Raw genomic sequence first — 17,957 nt, forward strand, 5'->3', positions numbered from 1 at the left:
TTTCTCTCCTCCGGGGTGCATTGCGGTATTCGCGCCGGACGCAAAAAAGCCGGGTGCTGAATATCGAATGATATTTCGGCAACCCGGCTGTCTCGGAGAGACCCAATAGGCTTTCCGCCCCATCCTCGCGGATGGTTGAGTATTATCGTGTATCTTGTTGATGTATTAAGTTTTAGGTCATTATCCTCTTTGACCCATGTTAAGTCAATGAAATGACGGCACTTGTTCGGTCCTTGCTTGTGAGGTGAATCACTAAAAGACAAGTTTTGTCAGAAATAAAAGTTCCAAAGCAGGCTTTCTTCAGAAAAAGTGTGCCCTGAGACATCGGCGAGGCTCAGGCTGAGCGTCAGGCTTTGCTGCTGTGCCAATCGGAAGTTTTGTGCCACTGTCGCTTTGAGAGAGGTGCGGTCGTCCCCGACGACGTAGAAAAAGGCGGAACCTTCCAGGTGCACCTTCCACCAATCCCGAACCTGTTCCAGCGCCCCCAGGCTCACGCCCGGGGCCGCGGCGACCGTCCCGCGCAGGTGCTTGCCGCCATCCACCGCCACTTCGGCGAACCCGTACAGGATTCCCCCGAGGGGAGACCTGCGGGCCATGCCGCCGCCGCTGTTGAGCCGGAAGACCAGGGAGTCCCTGCCGTCCCGCATGACCTCGGTGTCCCAGCCGGCGGCGACCTTCCAGGAGAAGGGTTTGAAGAAACGGTCGCGCGGGGCCGTGGAGACGATGTCAAGGAGGTGCAGGTCGCGCAGCCTGGGGCGCCCGGTTTCCGGAACATAGTCAACCAGCGTGTCGAAGAACTTGATCTGGGCGCCCTTGAGGTAGCCATGGTCCGGATCGAGCAGGCTGTGGAATTCGGGCTGCAGGTGCAGGGCGGCGTACCACACCTCGCGACGCACCCCTCCTCCCAGACCGGCCATGGAGGTGTGGTGCCCGGCGTCGGGTGGGGCGGGCGGCGTGACGGCGTAGTCGGGTTCGCTCCCCGTGCCGAGGGCGCTCCGCTCGGCGAGGATCTTCAGGTAGAGCTTGGAGTAGGCGTCCTGCTCGAGTTCCTTGCGGGCCAGCCGCAACTGCACGAGCTCCGCGGCGAGGTCCAGCACCTCCCGCTTCTGCTGTTCCGTCGCGGATGCGGTGCCGACGCTCCCGGGGGCGCGCTTCCCCTGGGCCAGTTCCAGGGCCATCTGCTGCCGTTCGTCGTCAAGCAGGGAAGCGATCTTGACGATGCGCGCGCCCTGGGACGGACGGTAGACCGCCTCCTCGAGGATGCCGCTTCGCTGCGCGATCTCGATGGTGTTGGTTGGGTGCACCAGCAGGCCGGTCTGGTCGGAGAGGTGCAGCGTGGGGCGCGCCGCCTCGATCAGGAACAGCAGGTTATAGGAGCAGTTCTCGTCCAGGAAGTAGTAGTCGGAGGCGATCCGCTGCAGTTCCAGGGCGTGCAGCAGCAACCGGTCCACCTCCTCCCTGGAGAGCTTCAGGCGGTACTCCCACATGTCCCGATGCTCCAGGTCGCTGTACTCCTTCACCTTCTGGTAGTACGGCATCAGGGAGTAGTACCCCTTGTACAGACCGGTGAGCCCCTTGAAGGCGTAGAGCACACCGTTGGCGTCGTAGGCGTCGGCCGCGTAGTTCACCGCGTAGGAGATGAGGTTGCTCTTGCTGGGGCCGTCGATCCTGATCAGGGTGTGGCCGAACATGGAGGCGGGGCTGTTGATGTGCCCGACCGGGAACACGAGCACCGCCGAGCGGGCGTCGACGGTCCTGAGCTGCTCCTGCTGTTCCGAGCAGACGGCCACCGTGAGCCGGGCCGGGTCGATGGCGAGTTCCTCGCTGAGCCAGGCCAGGCGCGCCGGGAAGCGGCAGATGGGGTGTTCCCCGTCCGGCGCCTCGGGGCGGAAGAATGACGCGAGCGTCGCGGCAAGCTCGGCAGCCGGATCGGTCCTGCCGGTGGGGGAGAGGAAGAAGTTGGGATCGGAGATGCGGCTTATGGTGCCGCCGGTGAGCGTCCTCTTGTAGTGCAGCAGGATCTGCCAGGGGCGCCGCTCCCAGAGGCGCAGACTTTCAGCCTCCTTGATGAGCTGGTCGCGGTAGGCCAGGTCCGCGGCGGCGGCCGGGAGGCAGGGGAGGGTGAACAGCAGCAGGATGCAGAAGGCGCGGCGCAGCAGGGACATGTTCATTCCAGTGCTCATCACAGGTTGGCGGAGGGGTGCTCCGGACATTAAAAAGGGTGCACAGTTTTCGCTGTGCACCCTTGTAACACACTTCCCGGGAAAAATCAGTTGTTGGTTACGGTGACGACGTTGTCGATGACCTCGGCCATCACGATCTTGTCGGAGGTGAAGATCTTGTTGAAGTTGGCCTGCAGTTTCGCCTTATAGGCGTCGCTCTGGATGGCGGGGACGCCCATCATCTCGACGAAGGTGTCGAGGGTCTCGCCCTTACCCATGGCGATGTCCTTGGCCAGGTTGTCGATGTTGGCGCGTACGAACTGGTTCAGCTTCTCGTTCTGTACGACCTTGCCGGGTTGCTGGCACTCGGAGGTGCCTGAGGTGATGCCGAAGGTCTGGGTGCCGGAGGTGCCGTTGGTGGTGGATTGCAGGATCTCGAACAAGATCGAGCCGTCGGCTTTGTTCTGCCACAGCATGGTGCCGAGACCGCAACCCGTGTTGGTGTGGGCCTGGCCAGCGGCATAGGCGGAACCGGTAATCAAGAGAGTGAGTGCGAATGCCATCAGCAGCTTTTTCATGGTTGTTCTCCTTTTTAAGGAAATTTTCACCTAAGTATAAGATGGCCTTCGTCACTGTCAACCGTAACGCTGAAAAAGATGGAACTGGCGGCTCAAAGTTCCCGAATCTTCGGCAATACTTTCTTCCGGATGGGCGCTGCCAACAGCGCGCGCGAAAGCCAGCCTCCCCTGTGAAAGGGGAGGCTGGCGGGTCTATTTTTACTGGTGGGCGTGACCCAGATCCTGCTGGAGTTTCGGTTTCTGAAGCCGGGCTGCCGGTGCGATGGGGCGGATCTTGGGAGCGGTGGTCGACTATGCCAGTTTGAAGCGCCCCACGATCTGTTGCAGTTCAGTGGCGAGGGCCGACATGTGAGTAGCCGCCTTGGCGGTCTCGTGGGCGCCCCCCGCCGTCTCCGATACCACGTCGGTGATGGTGCCGATGTTGGCCGTGATCTCGCCGGTGACCGCCGTCTGTTGTTCGGCCGCGGTGGCGATCTGGTGGATCTGCGAGGTGAGCTCGCTGATGGCGTTCATGATGTCATCGAGCGCTTCGCCCGAGCGACGCGAGCTTTCCATCCCCGATTCGACCTCCTGCACGCCGAGCCTCATGCTCCCCACGGCGCCACTGGTGTCGCTCTGGATCGCCTTGATCATGGCGCCGATATCCTTGGTCGCCCGCGTGGTCCTCTCCGCCAGCGCGCGGACCTCGTCAGCCACCACCGCGAAGCCCCGCCCCTGGTCTCCGGCCCGGGCCGCCTCTATGGCCGCGTTCAGTGCGAGGAGGTTGGTCTGGTCGGCGATGTCCTCGATGGTCCCGACGATGGCGCCGATCTCATCGGAGCGGGTCCCCAGGTCCTGCACGGTCTGCGCGGATTCTTTCACACGCTCCGCGATCTTCTGCATGCCGACCAGGGTCTGCTGCACCACCTGCGCGCCGCCGCGGGCGGTGTCGCTAGCACGGTTGGAGGATTCCGCCGCCTGGGAGCAGTTGCTCGAGATGTCGTTGGAGGTGGCACTCATCTCCTCGCTGGCCGTCGCCACCGTCCCCGACTGCGCGGCCACCTCCTCGGCGGCGGTCGCGATCTGCACCGCGGTCGCGCTCAACTGCTGGCACGAGACGGAAAGCTGGCCGGTGTTTCGGGAAAGTTGTGAGACGATGCCGTGCACGTTGTCGATGAAGCGGTTGAACCAGGTGCTCACCTCGCCCAGTTCGTCCCTGCGCCCGACCTCGAGCCGCCTGGTCAGGTCTCCCTCCCCCTCGGCGATGTCCTTGAGCATGCCGAGCATGCGGTTGAGCGGGCGGGTGATCCCCAAAGAGATGAAGACGCCGAGAAGGCAGGTGCCGAGGCTCGCGACGCCGGCGAAGACCAGGCTTAGAACCAGGGTGAGCCGCGCGTCGTGGGCCAGCCCGCCGGCGGTCGCCAGGATCTCCTTGGTAAGCACATCCTCGACCTGTTTCATGATGTCGATCTTCTCGGTGATCACCGGGAACCAGCTTTCGGCAGGGATGCCGAAGTGGCCGGAGAGCCCCTTGGAGAGTACGGCGCCCCTGATCTCCTCGACCTTGCCGAATACCGGGGCTTTCGCTTTCTCCTCGTAGGCCGCGACCGCCTGTGGGGAGGCGAATTTGCGGAACAGGTCGAGGTAGTCCTGCTGGGCAGCCAGGATGGTCATGGTCCGCTGCAGTTTCTCCTGGTCGAGGACATCCGCCGCGAGCACCGCGTTCAAGGCCGCCCGCTCCTTCCCGGTCTCCTCCTTGGCCTTCACGAAGCTGTAGTAGGCGGTGGCCTGGCGCATCACCTCGCGCTTTCCGCTGGTGGTGGCGACGGCGGCCACCACGTCCATGTACGAGTTGATCAGGCCGGTGTAGAAGGTGTAGGCCTGGGTCCCGGTGACCTGGAGGGTGTCAATCCCGGCGCGGGTCTCCTTCAGCCTCGCGATGGCGCCTGCCGCCGCGTCAAGGCTCGTCTGCACCACCGTCACCGACCCCTGGTTCTTCTCCAGGAAACCTGCCACCACCTCGATCTCCTGGTCCACCTTGGTGCGCTGGCCGGCGAGTTCCTCCTTGAATTTGCCACCCCTGGCGTTGAGGTAGCCGGAGGTGTAGCCTCTCTCCTTCTGGATCTGGTGCGACAGTTCCCCTACCTGGACCGCGAGGGCGGTCAGCTTCTGGGTCTTGACCAGCCCCTGCAGGGCGGCATAGTCCTTCTTCGCGTTGTACACCGAGAACACCACCATCCCGAGCACCGGGACGGCGATCATCAGCAACAGCTTGGTGCGGATTTTCAGATTCTGAAACATGGTCATTCCTTCCTTCGCGAGGGGTTCTCCAGCCTCTATTCCCGCGCCAGGGCGCGACTGGCGGCGCATTGGGGGGCGGCATGTCTGCCTGCGTTTGATTTTCGTTTTCAACCTATCGACGGGGCGGGCGTGGGACTTTAGCGGAATTTGTCCGGGAGCGGCTACGGCGATGGGAATGATGGGAATGACGGGAGTCGTGGGAATGATGGGAGTCGTGGGAGTCGTGGGAGTCGTGGGAGTCGTGGGAGCTGGAGATGGCCCAGACGGCAGATGGCAGGCGGTTGGCGGTTGGCGGTTGGCGGCAGTAGGGGGGCAGGGGAGGGCAGGGGGGGGCAGGGGAGGGCCGAGTTGGACTGCGGTTGCGGTTGCGGTTGCGGCGGGGCTACAAAAAAAGCCGCTGCTCCCGGTCAGGGGGCAGCGGCTTGATGAGACGGTGGACGGCGGGCTTACTTGGCGCCGAACAGGAAGTAGGAGAGCGAGAGCAGGGCGAGGACCCACATGCCGCCTTTCATCTCCTTGATACGGCCGGTGGCGCCCTTCATGAGCGGATAGGCGATGAAGCCGGCGGTCATCCCCACGCCGATGTTGTAGGTAAAGATCATCAGCACCACGGTCAGGAACGCGGGGATCAGCTCGGTGAAGTCGTCGAAGTCGATCTTCGCCAGCGGGCTGATCATGTAGGAGCCGATCACGATCAGGGCGATGCCGTAGGCGTGCGCCGGGACGATGGTGAACAGCGGCGCGAAGAAGAGCGCCAGCAGGAAGAACAGCGCGGTGACCAGGGCGGTGAAGCCGGTGCGGCCACCTTCCTCGATGCCTGCCGCGGACTCGATGTAAGCGCCGGTGGTGGTGGTGCCGAGCAGCGGGGCGGCGACGGTGGCAAGGGCGTCGGCCAGCATCGGCTTCTCGATCTCGGGGAGGTTGCCGTTCTCATCCAGGAGGTCGGCGCGCATGGAGAGACCGAGCAGGGTGCCGACGGTATCAAGGAACGCCATGATGAAGATGGTCAGGATGATCGGGAAGAAGCTCGGGTTGAGCGCGCCGGCGAAGTCGAGCTTGAACAGGATCGGGGTGATGTCCGGCGGCATGCTCACGAAGGATTGCGGCAGCGGGGTCACCTTGAGGATGATGGAGGCGATGGTGGTGACCACGATGCCGATCATCATGGAGCCGAGCACCTTGCGGGAGATGAGCACCACGGTGAAGAGGAGGCCGAAGACGGCCAGGAGCACGGAGGGCTGGGACAGGTCACCAAGTTTCACCGGCGCGCCGGGAACCCCCAGCACGACGATCCCGGTTTCGTTGAGGCCGATGAAGGTGAGGAACAGGCCGATGCCGGTGGCGAAGGCGCATTTGAGCGACAGCGGGATGGACTCGGCGAGCCAGCTCCGGACCTTGAACAGGGTGAGCAGGGTGAAGATGACGCCGGCGAAGAAGACGGCGGCCAGCGCGGTCTGCCAGGAAAAACCCATGACCTTGACCACGACGAAGGCGATGAAGGCATTCTCGCTCATGTAGGGGGCGATGGCGAAGGGGCGGTTGGCGAAAAAGGCCATCAGCACGGTGCCGAAAACGGCGGCGATGATGGTCGCGGTGGTGGAGGGGCCGCGCGGGATGCCGGCGTTCTCGAGGATGGCCGGATTGACGATGATGATGTACGCCATGGTGAGGAAGGTGGTGAGACCGCCGATGATCTCGCGCTTCATGCTGGTGCCGTAGCGTTGGAACTGGAAGAACGTGGCTATACGGGAGGTCATTGCTCGTTTTGCTCCTTCATTGCGTAGAGTGCGGGCAGATTGCGCCAGTATCCCGCTATGTCCATGCCGCACCCGAACAGGAAGCGGTCTTCAACCTCGAGCCCGACGAAGTCGGCCTTGGCGCCGGGGGCCTTCCTGTCGTGGATCTTGTCCACGAGGACGGCGGTGTAGACCTCGGCGGCCCCCTCCTCCCGGCAGTACTTGGTGATCTCGGCGAGCGTCACCCCTTCGTCGAGGATGTCGTCGATCAAGAGCACCGTGCGCCCCTTCAAGGAGCGTTCCGGCTTCACCTTCCAAAGCAGGTTGCCACCGAACATCTCCGCGCCGTAACGGGTGGCATGGAGGTAATCCAGCTCGAGGGCAAAGGGGAGCTTATCCACCAGTTTGCCGGTCACGAACAGCCCGCCGTTCATGATGCAGAACGCGACCGGGTCGCTCCCCGCCAGGCGCTCCGCGATTTCCCGCGCCATGCGTGACAGCGCCTCCTCGACTTCCTGCTCCGACCTCAGACAATCCGCCTTCTGGCGAATGTCCTCCATGTCTTTGAGTACCATTTCCGCTCCTTCGGAACATTTGTTTAAAGCCGCCGAACCATATCAGATTTGTGCTGTGAAAACAAGTAATTGTGCTTTCATTAGCTGGGCCTGCCCGTATACGGGTTGGGAGGGGGCGCCGCGTGGGCTCGAGGCGGGTTCAGGGGAGAAATTCGCGTTCCAGGGCCTTGCGGTCGATCTTGCTGTTGGAGGTGACCGGGAGGGTCGGGCGGCAGATGATCCGCTCCGGAATCATGTACTTAGGGAGGTGCGCGCCGCACAGGCCGATCAGGTCGGCCGTCTCCAGGGCCGCGCCCTCTGCGTGGGAGACATAGGCCACGATGCGGCTGCCGGTCAACTCGTCCGGGATGGCGATGACCGCCGCCTGCCTGATGCCGGGGTGACTGTTGAGGACAATCTCGATCTCGTCCAGCTCCACCCGGAAGCCCTTGCTCTTCACCATGTGGTCCTTGCGCCCGGCGAAGACGAAGTTGCCCTCGGCGTCCAGGCGCACCAGGTCGCCGGTCCGGTAGACGCGGGCGTGGCTGGCGGGGTTGCGCGGGTCGGGGCTGAAGTGGGCCGCCGTGCGCACGGGATCGTTCCAGTAGCCAAGGGCCACGGTGGCGCCCAGCACGTGCAGTTCTCCCTCGCGCCCCGGCTCGGTCACCACCTCACCCGCCTCGTCGACGGCGAAGACCTCGAAGTTGGGGAAGGGGCTCCCGATCGGGATCTTCCATGCCTCCCGCGGCAGCTGCTCCGGCACCCGGAAGAAAAGCGAGGAGTTGGCCTCGGTCTGGCCGTAGATGTTGTAGAAAGCGGCCGCGGGCATGAAGCGCTTCAGGACCCTCAGGAATTTGACCGGCATGATGTCGCCCGAGAAATGCACCAGGCGGAGCTTCGGGAGGGTGAGCCGGTCCAGCGCCCCCTGGTCGGCGAGCTTGGTGAGTACCGAGGCCACCGAGTTCCATACCGTGATCTCCTCGCGCTCCAGGAATTCGGCCAGCCGCACCGGGAAGGCCGAGAGCGCCTCCGGCACCAGCACCAGGGTGGCTCCCCCCCTGATGGCGCAGAAGATGTCGAATATGGAGAGGTCGAAGTGCAACGGCGCGTGGTTGGCGAGGCGATCCGCCGCTGCGATGGCGAAGAACTCGCTCGCCATCTCGACGAAGGTGAGCGCGTTCAGGTGCGAAATCACGACCCCTTTGGGAGAACCGGTGGAGCCGGAGGTGTGCAGGATGTAGGCGGGGGAGGCGCCGCAGACCTCGGGCGCGGGGGGGGCGCAGCCGTGCCGCTCCAGGTCGTGCCAGGGGATCTGCTCCACCCCGAAAATAGCGTCGCCGGCAAGGGTCACCACCGCCTTTTTCAGCGGCAGGGCGTCACCCCCTTCCGCGAGCAGCCGCTCCAGCTGCGGGCCGGAGGCGATGGCGAGGCGTATGCCGCAGTGGTTGATGATGGAGCGAAGCCGCGAGGCGGGGGAGGCGGGGTCGAGGGGGACGTAGACGCCGCCGGCCTTGAGGATGCCGAAGAGGGCGACGATGCCCTCGATGGACTTGTTCAGCAGGATGCCGACGCGGTCGCCGCGCCTGACGCCGTGGGCCGCCAGAAGGGCCGCCAGGCGGTTGCTCGTTTCCTCCAGCTCGCGATAGGAGAGCCCCCGCTCCTTGCACAGAACCGCCCGCTTGTGCGGGAACGCCGCCGCGCTTTGGGTCAGCAGCTGCTGCAGCAGGTACATGAATCCCTCCGTGTCGCCTCTAGAGCCCGAGGAAGGTCGCGATGATGTTTCTCTGGATCTCGGAGGTGCCCGAGTAGATCTTGCCGGCGATGGCGTCGCGCAGGTTGCGTTCGAAGTCGAATTCGGTGGAGTAGCCGTAGGCGCCGTGTATCTGCAGCGCGTCGGTTGCGTTTTGCACGTAGCTCTCGCTTATGAAGAGCTTGGCCATGGCCGACTCCAGCGGCGCCCGCCGACCGGCGCTCTTCAACCCCGCCACCCGGTGCAGCATGAGGCGGGAGAGCTCGGTACGCAGCTTCATGTCGGCGATCTTGTGCGATACCGATTGGCACTTGCCGATGGCCTGGCCGAACTGGCGCCGTTGCCGGGCGTACTCCACGCATTCCTCGAGGATCTTCTCCATCGCACCCAGGTGGGCGGCGAAAAGGCAGCTTCTCTCCCATTCCATCTCGGCGTTGAAGATGGCGGCGCCGCTCCCCTCGGATCCCAGACGGTTTTCCTCGGGGACCTCGCAATCCGCCAGGAACACCTCGCCCAGAGGGCAGGTCCTAAGCCCCATGGTATCGAGGGGGCGTCCCACCGAGAAGCCGGGCGTCCCCTTCTCCACGATGAAAGCGGAGATGCCGGCGAACCCCTTGCCGGGGTCGGTGACCGCGAAGACCAGCAGGATGTCGGCGATGGGCGCGTTGGTGATGAAGGTCTTGGAGCCGTTGAGGAGGTAGCGGTCCCCACGCTTCTCCGCCCGACAGCGCATGCTGAAGGCGTCCGAACCCGCCTCGGGCTCGGTCATGGCGTGCCCACCCTTGATCTCTCCGGTGATGAGCCTCGGGAGGTACCGCTGTTTTTGCGGCTCCGTTCCAAAGCGGTTGATGGGGGATTCGCAGGTCCAGATGTGGGAGTTGAGCGAGAAGATGAGGCCGCTGTCCCGGCAGGCGTAGCCGAGCCCCTCCATGGTGGCCACCGCGGTCATGGTGTCCAAACCGAGCCCGCCGTACTCCTCGGGCATGGTGATGCCGGGGATGCCGAACTCGGCGCACTTGCGCCACCCCGCCTCGGAGAACTCCCCCCGCCGCTCCCGCTCCTTGGCGCCCGGGTTCAGCTCCCGGCGGGCGAACTCGATGGCCATCCGCTTGAAGTTTTCCTGCTCGGTGGTGAAGGTTGTCGGCTCCATGTGCGCCTCGCAGGGCCGGTGCCGGCCCGCTACAGGGTGAGCAGCAAAGAGGCGGCGCCGTAATGGGAGGGGACGCCCGCCTCGAGTTTCAGCACGTCGAAGGTCAGTATCGAGATGCGCTGCAGATCCTTGACCCCCTCGATGTAGGCCCGCCGGGTCGGCTCGTCCAGGGCCTTTCTCATCCCGGAACAGGCGTAGAAAAGACATTTCAGGGGGCGCTGCTCGGCCGGCAGCAGGCAGCCCCGCTCGCCCAGGTGCCCGCAGCGGGAGTCCGTCGCGCTCGCCGGGGCCGGGGGGGAAGGCCGCGCCGTGGCCAGCCGCCACGCCGAAGCGAGCCTGGCCCCGTAGTAACGGTGCAGCGGCGGCGCGCTCCGCGTGGCGAAGTCGCGGACCTCGTGAGGGGTATGCCGCCGCAGCCAGTAATCTATGGCCGTGAAGTAACGCTCGGAAGGTTCACGACAGCAGGCGCCCCGGCAGTCGAAGCAGCGGGCGAAGCCGGGGAGGTTCAGCGCCACGATCCGCCCCTGGCAGGCGATGCGGTCGCGGTTGAGCCGGTCCAGGGCCTCGCGGGCCCGCTCCGAGAGCTCGTGGTCGCGCTCCAGCAGCGGGTGGCTCAGGCTGGAGACCCGCTGGAAGATCCGGTACCGTCGGGAAAAATGCCAAAAGTCCTCGAGATCCCTGTACATGGCGCGCCCCCGCCGGACGGTCAGGCCCGGTCCCTCTTGCGCTGGGCGACGCCGGAGAGGGCGTAGATCAGGGCCCAGGCTGCCAGGTGCGAGGAGTAACCCTGCGGGTCCTGCCCGGGGTAGACCTCGACGAAGTCCAGCCCGTCGATGCCGGAACGCCCTATGGTCTGCAGCGCCGGCAGGAGCTCGTTGGGCAAAAGCCCGTTGAAATCGGCGGGGCCGCCGGGATTGTAGCCGGCATCGATGCAGTCGCTGCAGATGGTCACGAAGACGTGCCTGGTTTTCTCGTGGGCGATCGCTATCGCCTCCTCGGTCACCTCGGTCATGCCGCGCTGGTGGATTTCCCTGGTGGTGAAGATGCGCGCACCCATGCTGCGGGCATACTCGTACTGCGCCGGGGAGTTGCGCGGCCCCCTGATCCCCATGTGCACGATGCTCTCCTTGCGCACGTGGGGGAGTTGCGCGATCCGGTGCAGCGGTCCGCAGCGCGCGAACATGTCGGCGCCGAAGGACTTGGCGTTGTCGAGGTGGGCGTCGAAGTGGATGATGCCGATTTCCCCCCGGCCCGACTCGCCGAGCGCCTTGACGATCTCGGGCGTGAAGGAGTGGTCGCCGCCCAGGACGAAGGGGATGCTCTGGCTGCGGTAGACCCCGAGCATCGCCCTGTGCACGTTGGCCATGGTCTCCGCCGGGTCGTTCGGGTTGACCGGGATGTCCCCCATGTCCCCCAGTTGCAGGTGGTCGAACAGGTCGATCTCGTACTCGGGGAGGAAGCCGCCGTAGCGCGCCGAGGCGTGCCTGATGCTGCGCGGCGCCAGCTCGCAGCTGCTGAAGGAGCCCCAGGTCACCGTTCCCTCCCAGGGGACCCCGGCCACGATCACGTCACGGCCCGACGGCAGGTTGCGGGCATCGACCACCGGGACGCCGAGGAAGGAAGGGGTATCGCCGTAGACCCTGGGGAGCGAGGCTTTCCGGTTGGGAACCATCGGGATCTCTTTGCTGTTCATGGCGGCTCCTTTGGCCTTTCGCGCCTATGCCGGGCGTTGGCCGGTAACGTGCAATTTCTTTGTCAGCAGCAGGCGGGTAGCCCTGACTCGGTCCAGTTCGCGCCAGCGCAGGGTCCGGTGCACCCAGAGCGCCGGGAGGTTGTCGGCCCAGAAAAAGCCGTAGGCTTTGGTGATTCCCCTTTTTTTCAGCAGGTGCAGCGCGCCGTTTTGCAGCGCCGCGGCCACGTTCCCTCCGCGGTGCGCGGGATCGACGAACATGTCGAAGGTGTAGGCCTCCCCGCAGCGGCACTCGATGCCGAGCCACGCTTCGTCGGGATGGTTGCCGGGTGCCCCGCCCTGCCGGCTGTCGGCGCACCAGATGTCCCCGGCCACCGTGGCCCCCTTCACCAGCGCGAAGCCGCGGTACCCCCGCCCGAGATAGCTGAGCGCCTTCAGGTACCTGCTCTGGAACCGGTACACCAGGCGCCGCTCCGCGAGCAGCTGCGCGCTCAGCTCCACGACCGCCTCGTCGGCCGGACGGTTGAAATCGGACACCGGGCGCAGGGAGTCGAGCGCGATCTCCACCGGCACCGCGACCCGGTTCAGGTAGAACATGTCGCGCAACAGGGTGCGCCACCCGCCGATCTGGACCATGTCGCGGGCCTGGACCAGCCGCATCTTGCAGTACTGAAGCATCGTTCCCCCAGCGCCCGCCCCGCTATACCTTGGCGCCCAGTTTGAAGTTTATGAACTGCGCCACGGCCGATATGGTCTCAAAGTGCTCCGGGACTATCTCGGTGTCCGCGATCTGCAGGTCGAATTCCTTTTCCAGGTAGGCGATCAGTCTCTGCACCCCCAGCGAATCCACGATTCCCTTGTCTATGAGGGAGTCGGATGGGGAAAGGCTGGCTTTGCCGCCGGGACCCGCCATCTCCTTTTCTATGAACGACCTGATGGTGTCGGTGTAATCGGCCATCTTTTCCTCCTTTGTCAGGTGCGTGGGGGCGCCGGCTGTATCGGCGGTGCAGCCGCGCGGCCTGGGAACTGCGCTCGGGGGAGCTCCGGCGCCGAGGTGAATGGTTGGTGTTCAATAATGACAGAATTGTAATTTTTGGCACGCCCCCTAGTGTACAATTGCACCTTTGGCTGTCAAGGGCGCCGCGTCAGGCTTCTTTTTTGTTCCACAGGCGCGGTCAAAGATGCTACCTTGGCGCAATGTCGTGGAAGATCATCGAAAGAAAGCGGACCCTCCTCTCCGGCGAGAGCGGCCCCGGGCGCGCCAAAAGCGGCGGGAGACTCTCCTGCTGCCTGGTCTACCCCAACCGCTATCACTCCGCCATGAGTAACCTCGGTTTCCAGGCCGTTCACGCGATGCTCAACGCGCAGGCCGAAGTCACCTGCGACCGCGCCTACCTGCCGGACCGGGATGAACTCGAGGAACTGCGCCGGACACGGGGGACGCTGCTGTCATTCGAGGGGGAGCGCCCGCTTTCCTCCTTCGACCTGGTCGCCTTCTCCATCTCCTTCGAGAGCGATTACCTGAACCTTCCCGCCATCTTCAGGCTGGCCGGGATCGATCCCTACGCCGCGCAGCGGTCCCCCCTGCAACCGCTGGTCCTGGCCGGTGGCGCCGCCCTTTTTCTCAATCCCGAGCCGGTGGCGCCGTTTCTGGACCTGGTCTGCATCGGCGAGGCGGAGCCGACCCTTCCACCCCTGCTGGAGCTGTTGAAGCGGGGCGCGGCGTCGCGGGAGGAGCTGCTCCTCGAGGCGGCGCGCCTTCCCGGGATCTACGTCCCCTCGCTCTACCGGCCGGAGTATGACGGTGCCCGCCAAGTCGCCTTCACCGCTTCTCCCGGTGCCCCCGCCCGGGTGCGCCGCGTCTGGGACCCCGATCCCGACAGCCGGCCGACCGTCACCGAGATACACACCGATGCCACCGAGTTTTCCGGGATGCACCTGGTGGAGATCTCCCGGGGCTGCCCGCGCGCCTGCCGTTTCTGCGCCGCCGGGTTCATCTATCTCCCCTACCGGACCCGCTCGACCGAACTCGTGCGCAGCGAGGTGCTCAAGGGGGTGGCTCAGGGAAGGAAGGTGGGGCTCGTGGCGGCGGCGGTCTCCGACTACGCCGGCATCGGCGAACTCTGCTGCGACATCGTCGCCGCCGGGGGGAAGTTCTCGGTCTCCTCCTTCCGCATCGACCACCTGGACGGGCGCATGATCGAGGCACTGAAGGCGAGCGGCCAGAAATCGGTGGCGCTCGCGCCCGAGGGGGGCTCGCAGCGGTTGCGGGACCTGGTCAAAAAGGGGATCGACGAGGATCAGATCCTGGCGGCCTGCGACATGCTGGTGAGCCACGACATCCTGAACCTGAAGCTGTACTTCATCATCGGGCTTCCCACCGAAACCGCCGAGGACCTGGAGGAACTGGTGGCGCTGGTGAAGAAGATCCGCGAACGGGTCGTGACCGCGGCCAAGGAGAACCGGCGCCTGGGGGAGATCCAGCTCTCGGTGAACCCCTTCATCCCTAAGCCGTTCACCCCCTTCCAGTGGTGCGCCATGGAACCGGTCAAGTCGCTGGAGAAGAAGTGGAAGTTTCTGCAGAAGGAGCTGGGGCGGCTCTCCAACCTGAAGCTGCAGATGGAGAGCCCGCGCGAGGCGTTCCAGCAGGCGCTCCTGTCTCGCGGCGACCGCAGGCTGGCGGAGCTCTTGGTGGCGGCCGACCGGTTGGAGAACTGGAAGGAGGCGCTGCGGGAGTGGGAGCTTGACGCCGAGGCGCTGGTGAATCGGGATATAGCGCTGGAGGAACTCCTTCCTTGGGACTTCATCGATGGCGGCGATACGGAACGGTTGCGGCGGGAGTACCGGAAGGCGTTGGGGGAAAACGTTGGCGGGTAATACCTCCCTCTCCCTTTGGCAGTGGGCCGGGTGAGGGAGATGGAGACGGCCGTGGAGCGAGGACTTACTTCGTGGCTACGCCCTCCCCCCTGACCCCTCTCCCGGGGGGAGAGGGGAAGGGCGGGAAATTGATCCTGCTTTCGCGTTGGTTTAGTTGAAGAAGAACCTCGCGCCGACCGTGAAGGAAAGGGCCGAGGGGTCGAACTTGCCGGTCCCGTTGGGGCCGTCCACATCCGCCTTGAAGGCCTCGACACCTTTCACCTCGAGGTTCAGGGCCACCTGGCGGTTCATGAAGCAGTCGATACCGCCGCTTACGTGGGCGCCGACGGCGGTGTTGGTGTACTTCTTGTCCAGGTCGTTGATGAGCACGTCGATACCCGCGCCGACGTAGGGGACCACGTGCTGCCGGCCGGGGAAGCGGTACTGCGCCCCGACGGAGACGTCGGTCACGTCGGCGTCGCCGAAGCTGGACGCGTCGAAGGTGGTGCGGCTTACCTCCATCTCGACGGCGACGTTGTCGTCGACGCCGAACAGGAAGCCGAGCCCGCCGGTGAGACCGGCGTCGGTGGAAACCACCATCCTGCCGTTTATGGTGTCCACTTCGGACTCGGCCGGGTTGCTCACGCCGATCTTGCCGCTAACGGCGATCCTGCCTCTGAGATCTTCCGCGGAGGCGTTCCCCGCCAGGGGTGCCGCCAGGAGCAGCGCCGCCGCGCAGAGCAGTAACATCTTACGCATAATCTGTGTTCCCTCCCAAAAAAAGCGTTCATGAAACAGCGGCATCTTAAGTGAAAACGGCGCACTGTTCAAGCCCTAATGAACGCTTCAAAGGGGAGTGATCGCTACTTGATCAGCTCCAGGGTGGCCTTGATGGCCTTCTCGATCCCCTTGCCCGCCTCGGCGATGCCTCCGGCCAGCATGTAGGCGGGGGTCGAGACGATCAGGTTGTCGCGGTCGATGACGCACTCGGTGGCGGCGCAGTCGACGTGGCTGCTGCCGGTGCCGTTGATGGCCTGGGCGGTGCCGGCGTCGTTGCCGATGGTGAGCTTCGGGGCGAGGTCCTTGCCCAGCGCGAGGGCCACCACGGCCGGGGCGATGCAGATGGCGCAGATCGGCTTTTTGGCCGCAGCCATGTCCCGGATGAGCTTGAGCACGTCCGGCTGGACGCTCCCCTTGGAGCCATCGAAGGCGAAGCTGCAGAGGTTCTTGGCGGCGCCGAAACCACCGGGAAGGACGATGGCGTCGAGCTCTTCCGCCTTGGCGGTTTTCACGTCGGCGATGTCACCGCGCGCGATGCGCGCCGCCTCGACCAGCACCCTCCGCTTGGCCCCGGTGTCCTGCATGGTCAGGTGGTTCACCTCGTCCAGCTCGATGTCGGGGGCGAGGCAGACCGCCTTCGCGCCGCTGTTGTCGATGGCGAGCAGGGTCAGCACCGCCTCGTGGATCTCGCTTCCGTCACGCACGCCACAGCCGGAAAGTATTACGCCTATCTTCTTCATGCAGAGGCCTCCTGTCTTGTAGTTTGGGGTTCGATTGCGATATTCTATGCGGGAACTTCGCACTGTGCAAGCGGTTTGAGCGTCCGCTAATAGAGGGCCTGCGTCATAAAGTCACCGTGGCGGCCGCCGGGATCTCGACTCCTCATGCCAGTGCCGTGGCGCCACACAGCCAGTGATGAAACCTGCCTATGACAAAAACGAGAAAACCTGACATAGACGTCGCCCGCTGCACCGGCTGCGGCCGCTGCGTCGCGGCCTGTCCCGGCCGGCTCCTCACCCTGGAGGTCGCCGGTTATCGCAAGCACGCCGTGCTGGTGAGGCCGCGCGATTGCGACGGTTGCCTCGCCTGCCTCCCCGTCTGCCCGGTGCGCGCCCTCTCCTGACCCCGCCTCACTGTCCCAGCTTGTCCACCCGCAGTAGCCTCGGAAAGAACTTCATCCACAACAAAACGACGACCATGGTGCCGATGCCGCCGATCAATACCGCCGGCACCGTGCCGAAGAGCGCCGCCGTGACTCCGGACTCGAACTCCCCCAGTTGGTTCGAGGTGCCGATGAACATCGAGTTGACGGCGCTCACCCTGCCGCGCATTTCGTCCGGTGTCGTGATCTGCACCAGGGAGGCGCGGATCACGACGCTCACGATGTCGGCCGCGCCGAGCACCATCAGGGCCGCCATGGAAACCGGGAAGGAGGTCGAGATGCCGAAGACCACCGTGGCGATGCCGAACAGGAAGACGCTTAGGAACATGGCGCGCCCGACCCGGTGCCGCAGCGGACGGCGGGCCAAAAATAGCGAGACCCCGAGCGCCCCCATGGCGGGTGCCGCGCGCAGGAATCCCAGGCCAAGGGGGCCGGTGTGCAGGATGTCCCGGGCGAAGACGGGGAGCAGGGCGGTCGCGCCCCCAAGGAGCACGGCGAAGAGATCGAGCGAGATGGCCCCCAGAATCTCCTGGCGGCTCTTGATGAAGGCGATCCCCGCGAAGAGGGAGCGCACCGTGGCCGGTTCGCGCGGGGCGGGTGCGCGGTCGAGGCGGATCCGGGAGAGGAGCAGGCTCGCCGCGAAGAAAAGAAGGGCGGCGCTCGCGTAGACCGTGGTGGGGCCAAGGGCGTAGAGAAGGCCGCCCAGGGCCGGGCCGGCAATGCTGGCGGTCTGGTTGGCGGAGGCGGACCAGGCCGAGGCGCGCGGGATCAGTTCCTGCGGCACCAGCCACGGTACCAACGCCAGCATGGTCGGTCCCTCGAAGGCGCGCAGCGCCCCCGCCACGAACACGATGGCCAGGATGGCGTCCTTGCCGAGCCAGCCGCCGTGGGAGCCGAAAGCGAGGAGTGCCAGCGCGAGACCTTCCAGCACCTGGCAGGCGCGGGCGATGCGCCTTCTGTCGTAGCGGTCGGCGACGTGGCCGACGGCCAGGGTCAGCAGGAACATGGGGAGAAACTGGGCGAGGCCGACCAGTCCCAGGTAGAAGACCGAGCCGGTCAGGGCGTAGATCTGCCACCCCACGGCGACCGCCTGCATCTGCAAGGCGATCGAAGAACAGACACGCGCCAGCCAGAAAAACCGGAACGGTCGGTGCCGCAACACCGATTGCTGGAAGTTTGCCGCCTCAACGCTGGATGTCATAGCAAGGGGATCCCATTGGTTACTGGCAGTGCGCCGGGCGCGTGACAATATCTCGTTT

The 17,957-nt window shown here is 65.0% G+C and carries 16 protein-coding genes and 1 riboswitch; of the genes, 2 read left to right on the forward strand and 14 right to left on the reverse strand.

Going from position 1 to position 17,957, the window contains the following annotated elements:
• Positions 1–74: 74 nt before the first annotated feature.
• A riboswitch (cyclic di-GMP riboswitch) is annotated at positions 75–151 on the reverse strand.
• A 118-nt stretch (positions 152–269) separates the two neighbouring features.
• From KOL99_RS14885 to KOL99_RS14935, 11 genes are all read right to left on the reverse strand, one after another.
• The gene (locus KOL99_RS14885; protein WP_236026265.1) at positions 270–2,171 is read right to left on the reverse strand and encodes an Lnb N-terminal periplasmic domain-containing protein; all 1,902 of its coding nucleotides are present in this window, start codon (positions 2,169–2,171) and stop codon (positions 270–272) included.
• A gap of 98 nt (positions 2,172–2,269) precedes the next feature.
• Complete coding sequence (locus KOL99_RS14890; RefSeq protein ID WP_216511266.1) at positions 2,270–2,740, reverse strand: DUF3015 family protein; 471 nt, start codon at positions 2,738–2,740, stop codon at positions 2,270–2,272.
• Between the two features lie 291 nt (positions 2,741–3,031).
• Positions 3,032–5,020, reverse strand: a complete 1,989-nt coding sequence (locus tag KOL99_RS14895) for a methyl-accepting chemotaxis protein (protein ID WP_216511267.1) — start codon at positions 5,018–5,020, stop codon at positions 3,032–3,034.
• A 446-nt stretch (positions 5,021–5,466) separates the two neighbouring features.
• The gene (locus KOL99_RS14900) at positions 5,467–6,777 is read right to left on the reverse strand and encodes an NCS2 family permease (protein ID WP_216511268.1); all 1,311 of its coding nucleotides are present in this window, start codon (positions 6,775–6,777) and stop codon (positions 5,467–5,469) included.
• Positions 6,774–7,331, reverse strand: a complete 558-nt coding sequence (locus KOL99_RS14905; protein ID WP_216511269.1) for a hypoxanthine-guanine phosphoribosyltransferase — start codon at positions 7,329–7,331, stop codon at positions 6,774–6,776. The genes KOL99_RS14900 and KOL99_RS14905 overlap by 4 nt, the downstream gene beginning before the upstream one ends.
• Before the next feature lie 139 nt (positions 7,332–7,470).
• Positions 7,471–9,042 (reverse strand): amino acid adenylation domain-containing protein, encoded by a 1,572-nt coding sequence (locus KOL99_RS14910; RefSeq protein WP_216511270.1) that lies wholly within the window; start codon positions 9,040–9,042, stop codon positions 7,471–7,473.
• A gap of 19 nt (positions 9,043–9,061) precedes the next feature.
• Positions 9,062–10,210 carry an acyl-CoA dehydrogenase family protein gene (locus KOL99_RS14915; RefSeq protein WP_216511271.1) on the reverse strand — a complete coding sequence of 383 codons (1,149 nt, stop codon included), beginning with the start codon at positions 10,208–10,210 and terminating at the stop codon, positions 9,062–9,064.
• A gap of 29 nt (positions 10,211–10,239) precedes the next feature.
• A complete protein-coding gene (locus tag KOL99_RS14920) occupies positions 10,240–10,896 on the reverse strand; it encodes a hypothetical protein (RefSeq protein WP_216511272.1) in 657 nt (218 codons plus the stop codon).
• Between the two features lie 20 nt (positions 10,897–10,916).
• Positions 10,917–11,903 carry an agmatinase family protein gene (locus tag KOL99_RS14925; RefSeq protein ID WP_216511273.1) on the reverse strand — a complete coding sequence of 329 codons (987 nt, stop codon included), beginning with the start codon at positions 11,901–11,903 and terminating at the stop codon, positions 10,917–10,919.
• 24 nt (positions 11,904–11,927) lie between these two features.
• A complete protein-coding gene (locus KOL99_RS14930) occupies positions 11,928–12,578 on the reverse strand; it encodes a GNAT family N-acetyltransferase (RefSeq protein WP_216511274.1) in 651 nt (216 codons plus the stop codon).
• 22 nt (positions 12,579–12,600) lie between these two features.
• Positions 12,601–12,858 carry an acyl carrier protein gene (locus KOL99_RS14935; protein WP_216511275.1) on the reverse strand — a complete coding sequence of 86 codons (258 nt, stop codon included), beginning with the start codon at positions 12,856–12,858 and terminating at the stop codon, positions 12,601–12,603.
• Positions 12,859–13,097: 239 nt separating this feature from the next.
• Between KOL99_RS14935 and KOL99_RS14940 the strand changes: the two genes are divergently transcribed.
• Positions 13,098–14,777: a radical SAM protein gene (locus KOL99_RS14940; RefSeq protein ID WP_216511276.1), complete on the forward strand. Its 1,680-nt coding sequence runs from the start codon at positions 13,098–13,100 to the stop codon at positions 14,775–14,777.
• A 150-nt stretch (positions 14,778–14,927) separates the two neighbouring features.
• On the opposite strand, the gene KOL99_RS14945 is transcribed toward KOL99_RS14940, so the two are convergent.
• Positions 14,928–15,515, reverse strand: a complete 588-nt coding sequence (locus tag KOL99_RS14945; protein WP_216511277.1) for an outer membrane beta-barrel protein — start codon at positions 15,513–15,515, stop codon at positions 14,928–14,930.
• Positions 15,516–15,619: 104 nt separating this feature from the next.
• Positions 15,620–16,276, reverse strand: a complete 657-nt coding sequence (gene elbB, locus KOL99_RS14950) for an isoprenoid biosynthesis glyoxalase ElbB (protein WP_216511278.1) — start codon at positions 16,274–16,276, stop codon at positions 15,620–15,622.
• A gap of 188 nt (positions 16,277–16,464) precedes the next feature.
• On the opposite strand from elbB, the gene KOL99_RS14955 reads away from it, so the two are divergent.
• On the forward strand, positions 16,465–16,659 hold the full coding sequence (locus KOL99_RS14955) for a 4Fe-4S dicluster domain-containing protein (RefSeq protein WP_216511279.1): 195 nt from the start codon (positions 16,465–16,467) through the stop codon (positions 16,657–16,659).
• 7 nt (positions 16,660–16,666) lie between these two features.
• On the opposite strand, the gene KOL99_RS14960 is transcribed toward KOL99_RS14955, so the two are convergent.
• Positions 16,667–17,899 carry an MFS transporter gene (locus KOL99_RS14960; protein WP_236026268.1) on the reverse strand — a complete coding sequence of 411 codons (1,233 nt, stop codon included), beginning with the start codon at positions 17,897–17,899 and terminating at the stop codon, positions 16,667–16,669.
• Positions 17,900–17,957 lie beyond the last annotated feature (58 nt).

Origin of the sequence: Geomonas azotofigens (assembly GCF_018919395.1) — a bacterium.
GTDB lineage: Bacteria > Desulfobacterota > Desulfuromonadia > Geobacterales > Geobacteraceae > Geomonas > Geomonas azotofigens.